Origin of the sequence: Paenibacillus kribbensis (assembly GCF_001705305.1) — a bacterium.
Classification (GTDB): domain Bacteria; phylum Bacillota; class Bacilli; order Paenibacillales; family Paenibacillaceae; genus Paenibacillus; species Paenibacillus kribbensis_B.
Map to the genome: position 1 here is coordinate 90,802 of NZ_MCBP01000002.1, position 15,409 is coordinate 106,210.

Genomic DNA, 15,409 nt, shown 5'->3' on the forward strand with positions numbered 1-15,409 from the left:
ACAATAATATAAACTATTCAATCTTTCATACTTATGTATGACCAGGTATTTAGAACTACTTACATATGCCTTAAAAAACACAAAAGGCACCGCGAACGGTGCCCTCTCTTGAACAAAACTTGAAATTCCTATTTTGCTGATTTAGTTACTACGTTGGTGTTCTTCAAACCAGGCTGACGTGTTCGCCAGGAGCTGCTCACTGCGTCCAATGGCTGCCTGTACCTGCCCTGTAGCTGTTCCGCCATATACATTCCGTGCGTTCACTACTGCCTCTGGTTGAAGCACCTCATAAATGCGGTCGTCGAACAAATCGGAGAACTGCTGGAATTCCTCCAGTGTCAGATCAAGCAAATATTTGCCGTGCTGAATACAATACAGCACGGTTTTGCCGATGACCTCATGCGCCTGACGGAAAGGAAGTCCCTTGCCGACCAGAAAATCCGCAATATCCGTTGCGTTCGAGAAATCTTGATTGACCGCTTGACGCATACGATCCTTGTTCACCTTCATCGTGGCGATCATCGGTGCGAACAGCTGCAGCGCTCCTTCCAGCGTAGCAACGGTATCAAACATGCCTTCCTTGTCCTCCTGCATGTCTTTGTTGTATGCCAGTGGCAAGGATTTCAGAACGGTTAGCAAGCCCATGAGATTGCCGTAGACACGTCCGGTTTTACCGCGTACCAGCTCCGGTACGTCCGGGTTCTTCTTCTGCGGCATAATGCTGCTGCCTGTGCAAAAGGCATCATCCAGCTCCACGAAGCCAAACTCCGTGCTGCTCCACAGCACCAGTTCCTCGCTCAGACGAGACAAATGCGTCATAATCAGCGAGGCTCCAGCCAGGAACTCTACTATAAAATCCCGGTCGCTGACGGCATCCAGACTATTTTCATATACGCCATCAAACCCGAGCTGCTCAGCTACAAAATGACGGTCGATCGGGAAGGTGGTTCCTGCCAAAGCGCCAGCACCTAACGGCAACACATTGATACGCTTGTAGCTGTCCTTAAGACGGTCAATATCACGCTCCAACATAGATACATATGCGAGCAAATGATGTGCAAATAAAATCGGCTGCGCACGCTGCAAGTGTGTGTATCCAGGTACAATCGTGCCCAGATTGTCTTTCGCCTGTCCGATTAATGCGGCTTGCACGTCATGCAGCATCCCCACCAGCGATACGACACGGCCACGCAAATACAAGTGCATATCCGTGGCTACCTGATCGTTGCGGCTGCGGCCTGTGTGCAGCTTACCGCCAACCGGACCAATAGCTTCGATCAGATTTTTTTCGATATTCATGTGAATATCCTCGTCCGAAACGGAAAATTCAATCTCGCCACGACGGATGCGCTCCCGCACCGTGTGCAGCCCTTCCTTGATCGTGTCGGCATCCGCTTGCGGGATAATGCCGCATTTGCCCAGCATGGCTACATGGGCCAAGCTTCCTTGAATATCCTCTTCTGCCAACGCTTTATCAAATCCGATGGAAGCCGTGTATTCCTCTACCAGCTTGTTCGTTTGCTTTGTAAAACGCCCGCCCCATAACTTACTCATTGCATAATCCCCTCTCTGCAATAACAAGCCGCCCTCGTCGTTTGGACAAGAACGGCCCGCATTCCGTACATTTTTTTTAGATTACATCATTATTTATGATTTTTTGTGACGCCCGCATTAACCTTCAAACGCAAAGCATTCAACCGGATGAAGCCTGTTGCATCGCCTTGATCGTAGGCTTGTGTCGGATCGGCTTCCATTGTCGCAATATCCGGGTTGTACAAGCTAACCGGACTTTTGACGCCTGCGCCGATAATATTGCCTTTGTACAGCTTCACGCGCACCGTACCACTGACATTTTTCTGGCTCTCATGAACCAAAGCCTGCAAAGCCACACGTTCCGGCGCGAACCAGAACCCGTTGTACACCAAGGTAGCATAACGGGTAATCAGACTGTCACGCAAATTCATAACTTCGCGATCCATCGTGATGGATTCCATTTTGCGGTGAGCTGTGAACAGGATCGTACCGCCCGGTGTCTCGTAGACTCCGCGGCTCTTCATGCCCACAAAACGGTTCTCCACCATATCCACACGTCCGATGCCGTGCTTGCCGCCCAGTTCATTCAGCTTTTCCATCACCTGTAGTGGAGTCAACTGCTCTCCGTTCAAAGCGACGCAGTTGCCTGCTTCAAATTCCAGCTCCAAATATTCCGCTTCATCAGGAGCGTCCTCTGGCGCGTTGCTGAGCAAGAACATCTCTTTATTTTCAGGAGCGCTCGGATCAAACCAAGGGTCCTCCAGCACACCGCTTTCATAGCTGATATGCAGCAGGTTGCGGTCCATGGAGTACGGCTTGGCTGCAGAAGCGGTTACCGGAATATTATGTTTTTCAGCATAGGCAATCATTTCTGCCCGGCCCGGGAACTGATTGCGGAACTCTTCCAGCCGCCAAGGTGCAATCACCTTGATATCCGGCGTCAACGCCGCCGCGTTCAGCTCGAAGCGCACCTGATCGTTGCCTTTACCTGTTGCGCCATGAGCGATCGCTGTTGCTCCCTCGGCAATCGCAATATCGACCATCCGCTTGGCGATCAATGGACGTGCAATACTCGTTCCGAGCAAATATTGTCCTTCATACAAAGCACCCGCCTGAAACATCGGATAAATAAAATCCTTGGCGAATTCATCACGCAGATCATCAATGTACACTTTGGAAGCTCCCGTAGCGAGCGCTTTTTCCTCCAAACCGTCCAGTTCTTCCTTCTGACCGATATCAGCGGTAAATGCGATGATTTCGGCATCATACGTTTCCTTGAGCCATTTCAGAATGACCGACGTATCCAGACCGCCGGAATATGCGAGTACGATTTTTTCTTTTGCCATGATTAAAGTCCTCCCCAAAATGCTTCTAGCCTTTATCTTCCTTACCTATCTTCCTTACCCCAGCAAAGCAACCAACAGCGCTTTTTGCGCATGCAGGCGATTTTCCGCTTCATCAAAAATGACCGAATTCGGACCGTCAATGACACCCGCACTCACTTCTTCCCCACGATGTGCAGGCAGACAGTGCAGGAACAAATAATCCGGCTTCGCCAGCTTGACCAGCTCCTCATTCACCTGGAAGTCGGCAAAAGCAAGCTCACGCTCCTTTTGCTCTTCCTCAAAGCCCATGCTCGCCCATACATCCGTATAAATTGCATCCGCATCCTTTACCGCTTCTTGCGGACTTTGGGTTATAACAATTTCACTACCTGTCTGTTTGGCAATCTCACGGGAAGCTGCAACGACACTCGGGTCGGGCTCATATCCGGCAGGACTTGCAATCGATACATGCACTCCGAGCTTCGCTCCACCAATCAAAAGAGAATGCGCCATATTGTTGCCATCCCCGATGTAAGCCAATTTGAGTCCTTTTAGCTTACCCTTTTGCTCATACAAGGTTTGATAATCAGCCAGCACCTGACATGGATGCGCCAAATCGCTCAAGCCGTTGATCACAGGAACGGATGCATAACGTGCCAATTCTACGACATTATCGTGCCCAAAGGTACGGATCATAATGCCGTCCAGATAACGTGACATCACTTGTGCCATGTCGCTAATGGGTTCGCCGCGTCCCAGTTGAATGTCATTTTTGCTGAGGAAAAGGGCGTGCCCGCCCAATTGATACATCCCAACTTCAAAGGATACCCGTGTACGTGTGGAGGATTTTTCGAAAATCAGTCCAAGTGTTTTCCCCTGTAGCGGCTGATAGGTTTCTCCGTTTTTGTGCTTACGCTTGATTTCGATGGCGAGATCAATTAAATACTGGATTTCCTCTGCCCTGTAGTCATCCAGCTCAAGGAAGTCCCGCCCCTTCAAATTCATCTGCTGCAGTGCGCCGCTCTGGCTCATGCTATCGTCTCCTTTTACACTTTAATCTGGATGATTTGATCTTTAAAACTAAGCCACATGCTCCCGAATCAATTCAGCAATCAGTGTTACAGCCTGATCAATTTCATCCTTCGTTACATACAGGTTAGGCAACAGGCGAATCACGTTTGGTCCTGCTGTAATGAACAGAATTCCCTTCTGCTGTCCTGCCAAAACAAGCTCTGCTACCGGCTCTGCACACTCAATGCCGACCATCAGCCCTTTTCCGCGGATATCCTTCACAAAAGGAATATCTCCAAGCTGCTTTTGCAGGCTATGGAACAAATATTCGCCCATCTCAGCTGCACGTTCTGGCAGTTTGTCATCTATAATCGTTTCAATGGTAGCCTGAACCGCTGCCATCGCGAGCGGCGTACCACCAAAGGTGGAACCGTGGCTGCCCGCCGTGAACGCTTCACGCAAATATCCTTTGCCCAGCATCGCACCTACAGAAAAGCCACTGCCCAGTCCCTTCGCCAATGTAAAGATATCCGGCTCTATGCCATAATGCTCGAAGGAAAACAGCTTACCTGTCCGTCCCATGCCTGTTTGCACCTCATCAATGATCAGCAGCAAGCCATGCTCGCGGCACAGCTTGGTAATCACGTCTACGAAAGCAGGGTCTACCGGATACATGCCGCCTTCAGCCTGCACCATTTCCAGCATAATGGCCGCCGTATTTTCACTGATGGCCGCTTCAAGCGCAGCCTGATCATGAAGTGAAACGCTTTTAAACCCGGCAGGAAGCGGCAAAAATCCCTCTTTAACTTTATCCTGACCGGTAGCGGTCAGGGTTGCCAGTGTCCGCCCGTGAAAGGATTGCGTGAACGTAATGATCTCGTAGCGGGCAGTCTGCTTTACTTTTTGATGATACCGACGCGCCAGCTTAATCGCAGCTTCATTCGCTTCTGCTCCGCTATTGCAGAAAAATACAGCATCCGCGCTGCTATTGGCAGTCAGCAAAGCTGCCGCCCGTTCCTGCCCCGGAATATGAAACAGATTGGATACATGCCACAGTTCATCAATCTGTTTTTTCAAACGCTCAGCTACAGCCTGAGGGGCATGCCCGAGATTGGTAACGGCAATGCCTGACATGAAATCCAGATAACGCTTGCCCTGATCATCCCACAGCCAGCTTCCTTGACCTTTGACCAGTGACAGCGGATATCTTGCGTAGGTTGGAAAAAGAGAGCTTTGCGGCTGCGCTTCTGCCGCTACCTTTTCCGTGCGCACTCCGATTGCATCCGTATTTGGCAATTCCTCGCTCACCAGTGCATTAGACTCCTTACTCATGTTGTTCACGCTCCTTTTTTTGTTTGGTTATACAGGCTTCCTTATATCACAATTACTGCATACGCACGATGCGCGTTCCAATTGATTCCCCGCCCAGCACACGGCTCAGTACCTGCGGTTCACTGCCATTCACAATAACGACTTCCTTCACTTTTCCGTGGATGCAGGCAATAGCCGCCCTCACTTTTGGGATCATGCCCCCGTAGATTTCACCCGTGCTGATCATATCTTCAATCTCCTGTACAGTGATGGAGTCCAGTACCTTCTTTTCTACTCCATTCTTTTTCAATATGCCTGGTACATCCGTAACAACAATCATCCGGCTGACGCCGAGATGAGAGGCCACTGCACCCGCCGCTGTATCGGCATTAATGTTGTAACGCTGACCAGATCGATCAATGCCAATAGGTGCAATCACAGGCATATAGTCCATATCCAGCACACCTGTAATAATCGAAGCTTGAACAGACGTTACCTCTCCGACCCAACCGACCTCTGCGGCATTCGGCACAGGCTTTGCTTCGATTAAATAGCCATCACTGCCTGACAACCCCAACGCTCGCCCTCCGTGCATCCCTATTCTGCGTACAATCTGCTTGTTAATGTTGCCCGCCAGCACCATTTCCACGACATCCAGCACAGGTTCAGTCGTTTTACGCAATCCATTAATGAACTCTGTTTCGATTCCCAGTTTCGCCAAATTGTCAGAGATCGCGGGCCCCCCGCCATGTACAATGACAGGCTGAAGACCTTCCGACTGCAAACGGGCCAAGTCGTCAAAAAAGGAATCAGGCAGCGCAGCCAGCGTACTTCCTCCGCATTTCATCACAAAATTACGACGTGCCACTCCGGCTTGATTGGCTTGATCCGCGTGTTCCGTTGCTGATTGCATATCATCTCTCCTTTTCTCCTCTGCACAGTCCATGCAATTTTAAAATGATGCCAGATTTAACCCGTTTTGTTCCGTACTTATTCCTTGCATTTATGTCCGATATGCAGCGTTAATCCGCACATAATCATAAGTTAAGTCACAGCCCCAGGCTGTAGCAGTCCCGTTGCCGTGATGCAAATCAACGACAATTCGCACCATGTCTCCCCGCAAATAGGAAAGTGCCTCGGCTTCATCAAAAACGACCGGACTGGATTGGCTCAGCACGATAATATCACCCAGGCGGATGTCTACCGTATCTGGATTCACCGGCTCTCCAGCACGCCCGACGGCTGCGATAATGCGTCCCCAGTTGGCGTCTGCGCCGAAAACGGCTGACTTCACCAGACTGGACCCGATCACCGTCTTGGCTATCGCCTGTGCAGACGCATCGCTTACCGCCCCGCTCACAGACACCTCTACCAGCTTCGTAGCACCTTCTCCATCGCGAGCAATCGCCTTCGCCAGCTCCCGGCAGATATAGGTGAACGCCTCGGCAAAAGCCTCCCAATCGGGATGACCTGTATCCAACTCGCGGTTGCCCGCCAGCCCGCTTGCCATAGCGATCAGCATATCGTTGGTACTTGTATCGCCATCTACTGTAATCATATTAAAGCTCGTATCCGTCGCCTGCTTTAGGAGCTGGTGAAGCGCCGCCTGCCCGATGGCTGCATCACAAGTCATAAAAGCCAGCATCGTTGCCATATTCGGATGAATCATGCCCGAGCCCTTCGCCGCCCCGGCGATGTGCACCGTCACACCATCCACTTCAACCGCCACGCACGCTTCCTTTTTCACCAAATCTGTCGTCAGAATGGCCTGGGAAAATTGCTCCGCTCCATCGCTTTCCCCGTTCACGCGGTCAGGTAATAACGATATACCGCCAAGCACACGATCCATTTTCAAATGCTCACCAATCACGCCAGTCGAAGCAACGGCTACATTGCTCTCGGCAACCTCCAGCTCACGAGCCGTAGCCGCACGCATAGCGTAGGCATCCTGCTCCCCTTGATGCCCCGTGCAGGCATTGGCATTCCCGCTATTCACCACTACCGCCTGCAAACGGCCATCCGCCAAGCTCTCGCGGGTCACCTTCAGCGGTGCAGCCTGAAACACATTGGTGGTGTACACCGCAGCAGCCGTCGCCTCTACCTCGCAACGAATTGCGCCAATATCGTTGCGGTCTGTATTTTTCAGTCCGCAGTGCAATCCCCCGGCTGTAAAGCCACGCGGAGTTACGATGTTGCCCCCATTTACTACTGTAAACCCTACTTTACTCATAATTATGTGCCCTCGTACGCAACATATGGGATGAGTAACAGCTAAGCTTGCGTTCCCAAACCTGCCTGCTGTCGTTCCCCGCAACCTGTTGCGGTTACTTGCTACTTACGGATATACCGGTATGAAGCCCAGCCCGAGGTTCTCCTCCCATCCCATCATCAAATTTAAATTCTGAATCGCCTGTCCGGCGGCACCCTTCACAACATTATCAATGACAGAAATAATCGTAAGGCGCCCGGTTCGGGCATCTGCTGCAAAACCGATATCACAATAATTCGAGCCAAATACTTCCTTCGTCGCCGGCCATACACCTTCGCCACGTACACGAACAAATGGATGATTTTTATAGTAATCTCGGTATAGCCCGATAAGATCCTGATCCGTATGGTCACCTTTCAACGTGACATAGATTGTACTCATAATTCCCCGGGTCATAGGCACAAGCTGTGTCGTAAACGTGACCGTAACATCCTCGCCCGCAATATCACCCAGAACCTGTTCGATTTCAGGGATATGCTGATGCTTGTTCACCTTATAAGCCTTAAAGTTCTCGTTCATTTCCGCATAATGCGAAACAAGACTTGTTCCTCGTCCAGAGCCGGATACCCCGGACTTGGCATCCACAATCAGCGTCCGATGGTCGATCCAATCCGCCTTCAGGGCAGGGATAATCCCTAGCAGTGTTGCCGTTGGATAGCAGCCCGGATTAGAAATAAAAGAAACACCCGCAAGCTTTTCTGCATACACCTCGCTGAGTCCATATACCGCTTGCTTGAGATATTCGGAGGAAGCCGCAGGCTTTTTATACCATGCTTCATACGTTTCCCCGCTTCGGAGCCTGAAGTCCCCGGATAGATCAATGACCTTCAGTCCGGCATCCAGAAGCTGCGGCACCAGTTGGGTGCTAACGCCCGATGGCGTAGCTGTAAAAACCAGATCGGCCTTGGCAGCAATTTCGTGGATATCGACACCGTCCAAATCCTGCACCACAATGTCCGTCAGATGTGGAAACCCGTCACTGATCGGGACACCCGCGCTGGACGAAGATATAACAGATACAATCTCTACCTGCGGATGATGAACCAAAAAACGAATGAGCTCCACCCCGCCATACCCGGTGGAACCGACAATTGCCACTTTTAGCTTGCTGCTCACAGACCTTCCTCCATTCCGTTCCTATGAAATATGTATTATTATACGACTCTATTCATATAAATACAACACACTCATGTAATGTTTTACCGCAAATTTAAAATTACCGCTCCTGCCTATTCTTTTGACGGACAAGCTATGCAGACTATAAACAAAGAAATAAAAAAAGAGACAGGAAGTCTCTTGGGTACAGTCCGACGTTCTGCATAAAGAAAGAGGCTTTATTCAGTTGAACGCTTCACTGGTAACCACAAAAAACCCTCGTCTGATAAGACGGGGGTTTCCAGCAGGTCACTCCTGTTTTTAGCTTTCCTTCTTAAAACCTTCTCCCAGCACTTCACGCGTGTTACTAATGATCACAAAAGCTTCCGGATCTACCAAGCGGACGAGCGTTTTGAGACGAGTTACCTCGTTTTGCCCGACCACAACCATAAGTACAGGGCGTTCCTCATTCGTGTAACCTCCACGTCCTGCCAGCTCTGTCAATCCCCGATCCAAGTCCTGCAATATGGCCTGTGTGATCGTTTCCTTCTGGTTGGATATGATGTAGGCCACCTTGGAATAGCTTAGCCCCATTTCCACAGCATCAATGACCTTGCCTGTTACAAACAGGCCAATCAATGCATACAATGCCCGCTCCGGGGACAGGGTAAAGCCAGCCAATGTAATGACCGTGCCATCCATTAGCATGACACAGAGAGAAAGGCTAAAGCCCGTATATTTATGAATAATTTGCGCCAAAATAGCCAGTCCGCCCGTCGAGCCTCTGCCCCGAAATACGGTGCCCAATCCCAAACCCACTCCGATCCCGCCATACAGCGAAGCCAGCAGCGGATTCGTTGTCGGAACCGCCCAATCCTTGGTCACATACACGAATAGCGGCAGCATAATACTCCCCAGCAGAGAGCGCAGTCCGTACTTTTTCCCTAACAGCAGCACCCCTGCTATAAATAGGGGGATATTCATACCCCATTGCGTATAGGCCGGTTCCAGACCAAACAGCTCCTCGCCCACGATAGACAAACCCGATACCCCACCGGACGCAATCCGGTTTGGAAGCAGGAACATATTGAAGGTCAGTGCTGTAATGAAGGACCCGAGTATTATCAGCAAAATATCCGTTACATTACGTACGGGGCCGCTGGCGGCAATCCAAGGCTTGCGGCGTCTTCGGCGAGCAACGGGAGGATTCAATTGAGACATAAGTTCATGTTCTCCTTTAATTCAAAATACCGTATACACAAAAATTCCTACAGTCCGCAGGCACCCGGTCCGCGGTTCTGTAGGAAAACGTACAGGCTATTATTCTGCGTCCAGCTTAATTTGACTGCGCAGGTAACCGTCGATGAACGGATCGAGATCGCCATCCATAACAGCCCCTACGTTGCCTGTTTCCACGCTGGTACGATGATCTTTGACCATACTGTATGGATGGAACACGTAGGAGCGAATTTGGCTCCCCCATGCAATATCAGACTGTTCTCCACGGATTTCGTCCAATTGTTGCCGTTGTTCTTCAATCTTGCGCTCATAGAGCTTGGAACGAAGCATCGTCATCGCACGTTCACGGTTCTTGATCTGGGAACGTTCATTTTGACAAGTCACGACAATACCAGTAGGCAAATGCGTAATCCGAACAGCTGAGTCGGTCGTATTAATATGCTGACCACCCGCACCGCTGGCCCGGTACGTATCAATTTTAAGATCTTCCGTGCGGATCTCAATATCCACATCATCCGCAATTTCCGGAACCACATCACAGGATACGAACGATGTATGCCGACGACCGGAGGAATCAAATGGAGAGATGCGAACAAGCCGATGCACGCCTTTCTCCGCTTTAAGATAACCGTAGGCATTGTAACCTTTGATCAACAGGGTTACACTCTTGATCCCCGCTTCATCACCTGCCAGATAATCCAGGGTTTCCACCTTGAAGCCCCGTTTTTCTGCCCAGCGTGTATACATGCGTAGCAGCATTTGGCCCCAGTCCTGGGACTCGGTACCGCCTGCTCCCGGATGCAGCTCCAGAATAGCATTAAGCTTGTCATAGGGCTGATTTAAAAGCAACTGCAGTTCAAACTCCTGCAATTTGCTCAGCAGCGATCTAACACTGTTTTCAATTTCTCCAACCAGTGCTTCATCGCCTTCCTCATCAGCCAGCTCAGCCATCATGCCTGTGTCTTCATATTCCTGACGAAGCTGTTCATAGCTGTCCACAGAAGACTTAACAGCATTCATTTCGGCAATTACACCTTGGGCCTTTTCGTTATCATCCCAAAAATCAGGCGCAGCCATCTTTTCCTCAAAGTTCGCGATCATTTCCTGTTTGAGATCTAAGTCAAAGAGACCCCCTAAGGTTTGTTAGTTTCTTGCCTATTTCTCGTAAATCATGTTTTACACTTGGATCAATCATGATGTTATTCTCCTTTAATATGTGGTTAGGGGGAGTGAAAGCGTTGTGAGTTACGGCTGGGTGGGGAGACGCTGCGCGAATGATTTGATCTTACGATCGCTGTTGCAGCGAGATGCCCTGATTGAAATAACACATTTAAAGGTGGGCATCTCACTGCAAAGGCGAACGCTTGCGCTTCTCCAGATTCAAATCCTCCGCTTCGCTACCGACCGCCGTAAAGTCAAACAGCTTTTAAATAACTGGCTCTGGTTAAGTGAGCCGAGTCAAGAGCTGAATTAACTGACAAACAAGCAGGGACCTGCTTATTTGTCATAATTGTTTTAAAAAGAATTGGGAGCGCATCCGTCCCCTGTATGGCACAAAATGGCCGACGGGCAGTGTTTGAACTGCCGTCTGCCATTATACGCATTGCACGGAATGGTGTATCTCTATATCAATTCTTTAATTCAAATCATTATCTTCTGCGTGGACGCGCAGGGGCGGATTTCTTTTTAGGTGCAGCAGGTTCGCCACTCGTCGAGATTTTATCTTCATCAACGACAGCCTGACGTTCTTGGTTGGATTCAATTTGTGCTTTCATGATGTATGTCGAAACTTCCTCTTGGATGCTGGCGATCATAGCATGGAACATTTCGAAGCCTTCAAATTGGTATTCACGCAACGGATCAGTACCACCGTAAGCACGCAAGTGAATGCCTTGACGCAATTGATCCATAGCATCAATATGATCCATCCATTTGCTATCAACCGCACGCAGTACGATAACTTTCTCGAACTCGCGTACCATATCTTCGCCAATCATTTCTTCACGGCTGTGGTATCTGTCGGTAACTTTCTCGAAGATCATATCTACCATCTCTTCTCTTTCCTTGCCCCACAGATCATCACGAGTCAGTGTATTTTCCTCAAGCAGGTTGTTATTTACATACTCTGCAACTTCTTCAAGCTCCCAGTTTTCAGGAATGTCATCCCCGCAATGAGCTTCCACCACACGCTCAATGACAGGCTTGATCATATCAAACACAATTTCCTTAATGTTCTCCGATTCCAGCACTTCACGGCGCTGTTTGTAGATAATAGCACGCTGCTGGTTCATGACATCATCATACTGGAGAACGACTTTACGCTGATCAAAGTTGTTGCCTTCGACGCGTTTTTGCGCTGATTCGATAGCACGTGTAATCATGCGGCTCTCGATTGGCTGGTCTTCTTCAAAGCCCAAGCGCTCCATCATATTCAATACGTTATCCGCACCAAAACGCTTCATTAATTCATCGCCGAGTGATAAGTAAAACTGCGTGGACCCTGGATCACCCTGACGTCCTGCACGTCCGCGAAGCTGATTATCAATACGACGGGATTCATGACGCTCTGTACCGATGATATGCAATCCACCGAGTTCTGATACGCCTTCACCCAGTACGATGTCAGTACCGCGCCCTGCCATATTGGTAGCGATAGTAACCGCGCCAGCTTCACCTGCGTGTGAAATAATCTCCGCTTCCTCAGCGTGATACTTGGCGTTAAGCACTTTATGACGAACGCCTTTGCGTTTCAGCATCTCAGAAAGCAGCTCCGAGTTTTCGATAGAAACCGTACCTACCAATACCGGCTGATTCTTTTTGTTACGCTCCAGAATTTCATCCACTACTGCATGGAATTTGCCTTTTACGCTCTTGTATACAACGTCAGGCATATCTACACGCTGGTTAGGTCGATTCGTTGGAATTTGGAGCACTTCCAGACCATAGATTTTTTTGAATTCTTCTTCTTCTGTTTTCGCTGTACCCGTCATACCAGCCAATTTGCGGTACATACGGAAGTAGTTTTGGAATGTAATCGTCGCCAGCGTCATACTTTCATTTTGTACAATGATGTTTTCCTTCGCTTCAATGGCCTGATGCAAACCATCACTGTAACGACGTCCAGCCATCAGACGACCTGTGAACTCATCGACAATCAGAACTTCACCGTCAGCTACGACATAATCCACATCCAGGCGCATAATAGCGTTAGCCTTCAATGCCTGTACAATGTGGTGGTTGATCGTCACGCTTTCCTGATCGTACAGATTTTCCAGTCCGAAGAAATTTTCGGCCTTGGATACGCCGTTTTCGGTCAAGGCAACCGACTTCACCTTGATATCCAGTGTGTAATCCTCTTCAACATTCAGGCTCTTCACAAAACGGTCAGCTGCGAAATACAGCTCTGTCGATTTTTGAGCTTGTCCTGAAATAATCAATGGTGTACGAGCCTCATCGACGAGAATGGAATCCACTTCATCAATGATACAGAAGTATAATGGTCGCTGTACCATCTGCTCTTTGTAAAGCACCATATTATCGCGCAGATAATCAAACCCAAACTCATTGTTCGTACCATACGTGATGTCACAGGCGTAAGCTTCCTGCTTGGCGGCATGATCCATGTTCGCCAAATTCAGCCCTACAGTCATCCCCAGGAAGTTGTAGATTTGTCCCATTTCTCCGCTGTCACGCTGTGCCAAATAGTCATTGACCGTAACCACGTGCACACCTTTACCCAACAGTGCATTCAAATAAACCGGCAGCGTACCTACCAATGTTTTACCTTCACCGGTTTTCATTTCGGCAATTTTACCTTCATGCAGCGCAATACCGCCGAGCATCTGAACGTCATAATGACGTTTGCCCAGCACCCGCTTGGACGCTTCACGAACGGTTGCAAAAGCTTCCGGCAGAATTTCTTCAGCCGTAGTACCTTGTTCAATCCGCTCTCTAAACTCCGCCGTCTTCGCTTTCAGCTCCTCATCCGAGAGCTTCTCAAAATCCGGCTCTATTTTATTGATCAGTTCAACCGTCTTCATCAAACGTTTGACGTCACGTTCATTTGTATCACCAAAAATTTTTTTAACAATTCCTAGCATGGTTTACCCCTTTCGCGCAAAACAAATTAATAGAATCAATTTCACAATAAGAAAGGGTCCATGATGAAATTGATTCCCGATATGTTTGACAGGCCCGGCTGTACCAGCCCATCGTGCGATGTTCTTTGCATAAATTGTAACAGTTTGTAGGACATGCCGCAACACAAGCAGCCTCAGGAATTGCATCCAGTTAAAGAAACCAGAGCAATTGACGCATGAAATACACATTTGGTTACGTTTATTCGAGTTAAAATTACCCTATTCCATTTACAACATACATATAAAAGAGCCCTACCCCGCCAGATTTGCAAGGATAAGGCTCGTTGTTATTTTCATTTTCGCTAATATCCATAAAGCATGCTTGCATTGAAACTGTACTATTCATTTTAAAATAAGGTGAGCTTCTAACTCTACAAACTATTCCCGTTCAATTAGACCGTACTTACCGTCATTGCGTTTGTAAACCACGCTGACTTCTTCGTTATCGATATTGGCAAATACGAAGAAATTATGTCCAACCATGTTCATTTGAAGAATAGCTTCTTCCACATCCATAGGCTTCAATAAGAAGCGCTTGGTGCGAACGACCTCCAGCTCATCCAGTTCTGCATCCTCATCTTCAGCCACAACCACGCCACCTGCCGGATCTTCCACAAAAAGAGTTTTCAAACTGCCTTTTTGACGGAATTTTCGGTTTAGCTTGGTTTTGTTCTTTCGGATTTGCCGCTCAAGCTTGTCTACCACGGCATCAATGGACGCATACATGTCATCGCTTTCGTCTTCGGCACGGAGTACAAGCCCCGGCAAAGGAATGGTTACTTCTACAGTGTGCAAATCTCTGGTTGTGCTTAACGTTACACTTCCGTCAGACGTCGGGGGTGCATCGAAATACTTTTCAAGTCTGCTGAATTTCTTATCAACGTAGTCCTTCAAAGCGTCGGTAACCTCGATCTGTTGACCTCGTACTGTTAAGTTCATAGGGCACGCCTCCTTTGCCCCTTCAGTATAACACATATGTTAACGCCAAGTAAAAAAAACACCCAACATTTCGAAGCTTTTTTACAAAAATCTTCATTATTCGATAAAACGCTTCAGGTAACGTCATCCTTGTATCTGGAGCTTCACCAGTTACAGGCATTACACTCGGCTCGCTTGTTCCTTCCAGCAGTACCGTAGTGAATTTCCAATCGGTTGTTTCGTCTCTGCTACCCCCGCTTGTACCAACCGTTCTTGGGCAAGCGAACTTTACCTACTCACCGCCTGACGGTAGAGTGCTGAGTGGTTCTATCACATCAAATACAGTCAATGTCAGCGTATCCGCACTAATACCCAGGTGACGCAAACACCCAGCTTGGGGGCCGCTGTAATCGGCGATACAGTCAGATACACACTGAGCATCACGAATAGCGGTGTAGATTTGGCCACATACCGTTGTAACCGATATTATTCGGCCGTAACCTCCTTTGTTCCAGGTAGTGTGCTCATCGACGGCGTAGCCATCTCTAAGCCTCTCTAGTTGCTGGAAT

13 protein-coding genes are annotated in these 15,409 nt (G+C 48.8%); 2 read left to right on the plus strand and 11 right to left on the minus strand.

What is annotated here, in order from left to right:
- Positions 1–141 precede the first annotated feature (141 nt).
- The 9 genes from argH to prfB form a co-directional block, all read right to left on the minus strand.
- The gene (argH, locus tag BAZ21_RS03670) at positions 142–1,554 is read right to left on the minus strand and encodes an argininosuccinate lyase (RefSeq protein WP_068497203.1); all 1,413 of its coding nucleotides are present in this window, start codon (positions 1,552–1,554) and stop codon (positions 142–144) included.
- 89 nt (positions 1,555–1,643) lie between these two features.
- Positions 1,644–2,879: an argininosuccinate synthase gene (locus BAZ21_RS03675; protein ID WP_010349641.1), complete on the minus strand. Its 1,236-nt coding sequence runs from the start codon at positions 2,877–2,879 to the stop codon at positions 1,644–1,646.
- A gap of 54 nt (positions 2,880–2,933) precedes the next feature.
- Entirely contained in the window at positions 2,934–3,890 is a 957-nt protein-coding gene (argF, locus tag BAZ21_RS03680) for an ornithine carbamoyltransferase (protein WP_068497205.1), read from the minus strand.
- Between the two features lie 48 nt (positions 3,891–3,938).
- Entirely contained in the window at positions 3,939–5,201 is a 1,263-nt protein-coding gene (locus tag BAZ21_RS03685; protein WP_068497207.1) for an acetylornithine transaminase, read from the minus strand.
- 52 nt (positions 5,202–5,253) lie between these two features.
- Positions 5,254–6,093, minus strand: a complete 840-nt coding sequence (argB, locus tag BAZ21_RS03690; protein WP_068497209.1) for an acetylglutamate kinase — start codon at positions 6,091–6,093, stop codon at positions 5,254–5,256.
- A 90-nt stretch (positions 6,094–6,183) separates the two neighbouring features.
- Positions 6,184–7,410 carry a bifunctional glutamate N-acetyltransferase/amino-acid acetyltransferase ArgJ gene (gene argJ / locus BAZ21_RS03695; protein ID WP_068497211.1) on the minus strand — a complete coding sequence of 409 codons (1,227 nt, stop codon included), beginning with the start codon at positions 7,408–7,410 and terminating at the stop codon, positions 6,184–6,186.
- 105 nt (positions 7,411–7,515) lie between these two features.
- Positions 7,516–8,565 (minus strand): N-acetyl-gamma-glutamyl-phosphate reductase, encoded by a 1,050-nt coding sequence (argC, locus tag BAZ21_RS03700; RefSeq protein WP_068497213.1) that lies wholly within the window; start codon positions 8,563–8,565, stop codon positions 7,516–7,518.
- Between the two features lie 300 nt (positions 8,566–8,865).
- The gene (locus BAZ21_RS03705; RefSeq protein ID WP_068497214.1) at positions 8,866–9,765 is read right to left on the minus strand and encodes a YitT family protein; all 900 of its coding nucleotides are present in this window, start codon (positions 9,763–9,765) and stop codon (positions 8,866–8,868) included.
- Positions 9,766–9,864: 99 nt separating this feature from the next.
- A protein-coding gene (gene prfB / locus BAZ21_RS03710; protein WP_141694938.1) for a peptide chain release factor 2 occupies positions 9,865–10,978 on the minus strand; the annotation gives its coding sequence in 2 pieces (ribosomal slippage) (positions 9,865–10,905 and positions 10,907–10,978; 1,113 coding nt in all).
- Between the two features lie 45 nt (positions 10,979–11,023).
- Here prfB and BAZ21_RS03715 point away from each other — a divergent pair.
- On the plus strand, positions 11,024–11,257 hold the full coding sequence (locus BAZ21_RS03715; protein WP_068497218.1) for a hypothetical protein: 234 nt from the start codon (positions 11,024–11,026) through the stop codon (positions 11,255–11,257).
- A 175-nt stretch (positions 11,258–11,432) separates the two neighbouring features.
- On the opposite strand, the gene secA is transcribed toward BAZ21_RS03715, so the two are convergent.
- Both secA and hpf read right to left on the minus strand, forming a co-directional pair.
- A complete protein-coding gene (secA, locus tag BAZ21_RS03720; protein ID WP_068497219.1) occupies positions 11,433–13,883 on the minus strand; it encodes a preprotein translocase subunit SecA in 2,451 nt (816 codons plus the stop codon).
- Positions 13,884–14,300: 417 nt separating this feature from the next.
- Positions 14,301–14,861: a ribosome hibernation-promoting factor, HPF/YfiA family gene (gene hpf, locus BAZ21_RS03725; RefSeq protein ID WP_025716758.1), complete on the minus strand. Its 561-nt coding sequence runs from the start codon at positions 14,859–14,861 to the stop codon at positions 14,301–14,303.
- A 355-nt stretch (positions 14,862–15,216) separates the two neighbouring features.
- Between hpf and BAZ21_RS29495 the strand changes: the two genes are divergently transcribed.
- Positions 15,217–15,399, plus strand: a complete 183-nt coding sequence (locus BAZ21_RS29495) for a hypothetical protein (protein WP_256019655.1) — start codon at positions 15,217–15,219, stop codon at positions 15,397–15,399.
- Positions 15,400–15,409: the final 10 nt, after the last annotated feature.

Excerpts from the sequence above, each read along its gene's own strand:
- argH (WP_068497203.1), bottom strand. The coding sequence starts at position 1,554 with ATGAGTAAGTTATGGGGCGGGCGTTTTACAAAGCAAACGAACAAGCTG.
- BAZ21_RS03705 (WP_068497214.1), bottom strand. The coding sequence starts at position 9,765 with ATGTCTCAATTGAATCCTCCCGTTGCTCGCCGAAGACGCCGCAAGCCT.
- secA (WP_068497219.1), bottom strand. The coding sequence starts at position 13,883 with ATGCTAGGAATTGTTAAAAAAATTTTTGGTGATACAAATGAACGTGAC.
- argJ (WP_068497211.1), bottom strand. The coding sequence starts at position 7,410 with ATGAGTAAAGTAGGGTTTACAGTAGTAAATGGGGGCAACATCGTAACT.
- argF (WP_068497205.1), bottom strand. The coding sequence starts at position 3,890 with ATGAGCCAGAGCGGCGCACTGCAGCAGATGAATTTGAAGGGGCGGGAC.
- BAZ21_RS03675 (WP_010349641.1), bottom strand. The coding sequence starts at position 2,879 with ATGGCAAAAGAAAAAATCGTACTCGCATATTCCGGCGGTCTGGATACG.
- hpf (WP_025716758.1), bottom strand. The coding sequence starts at position 14,861 with ATGAACTTAACAGTACGAGGTCAACAGATCGAGGTTACCGACGCTTTG.
- argB (WP_068497209.1), bottom strand. The coding sequence starts at position 6,093 with ATGCAATCAGCAACGGAACACGCGGATCAAGCCAATCAAGCCGGAGTG.
- BAZ21_RS03685 (WP_068497207.1), bottom strand. The coding sequence starts at position 5,201 with ATGAGTAAGGAGTCTAATGCACTGGTGAGCGAGGAATTGCCAAATACG.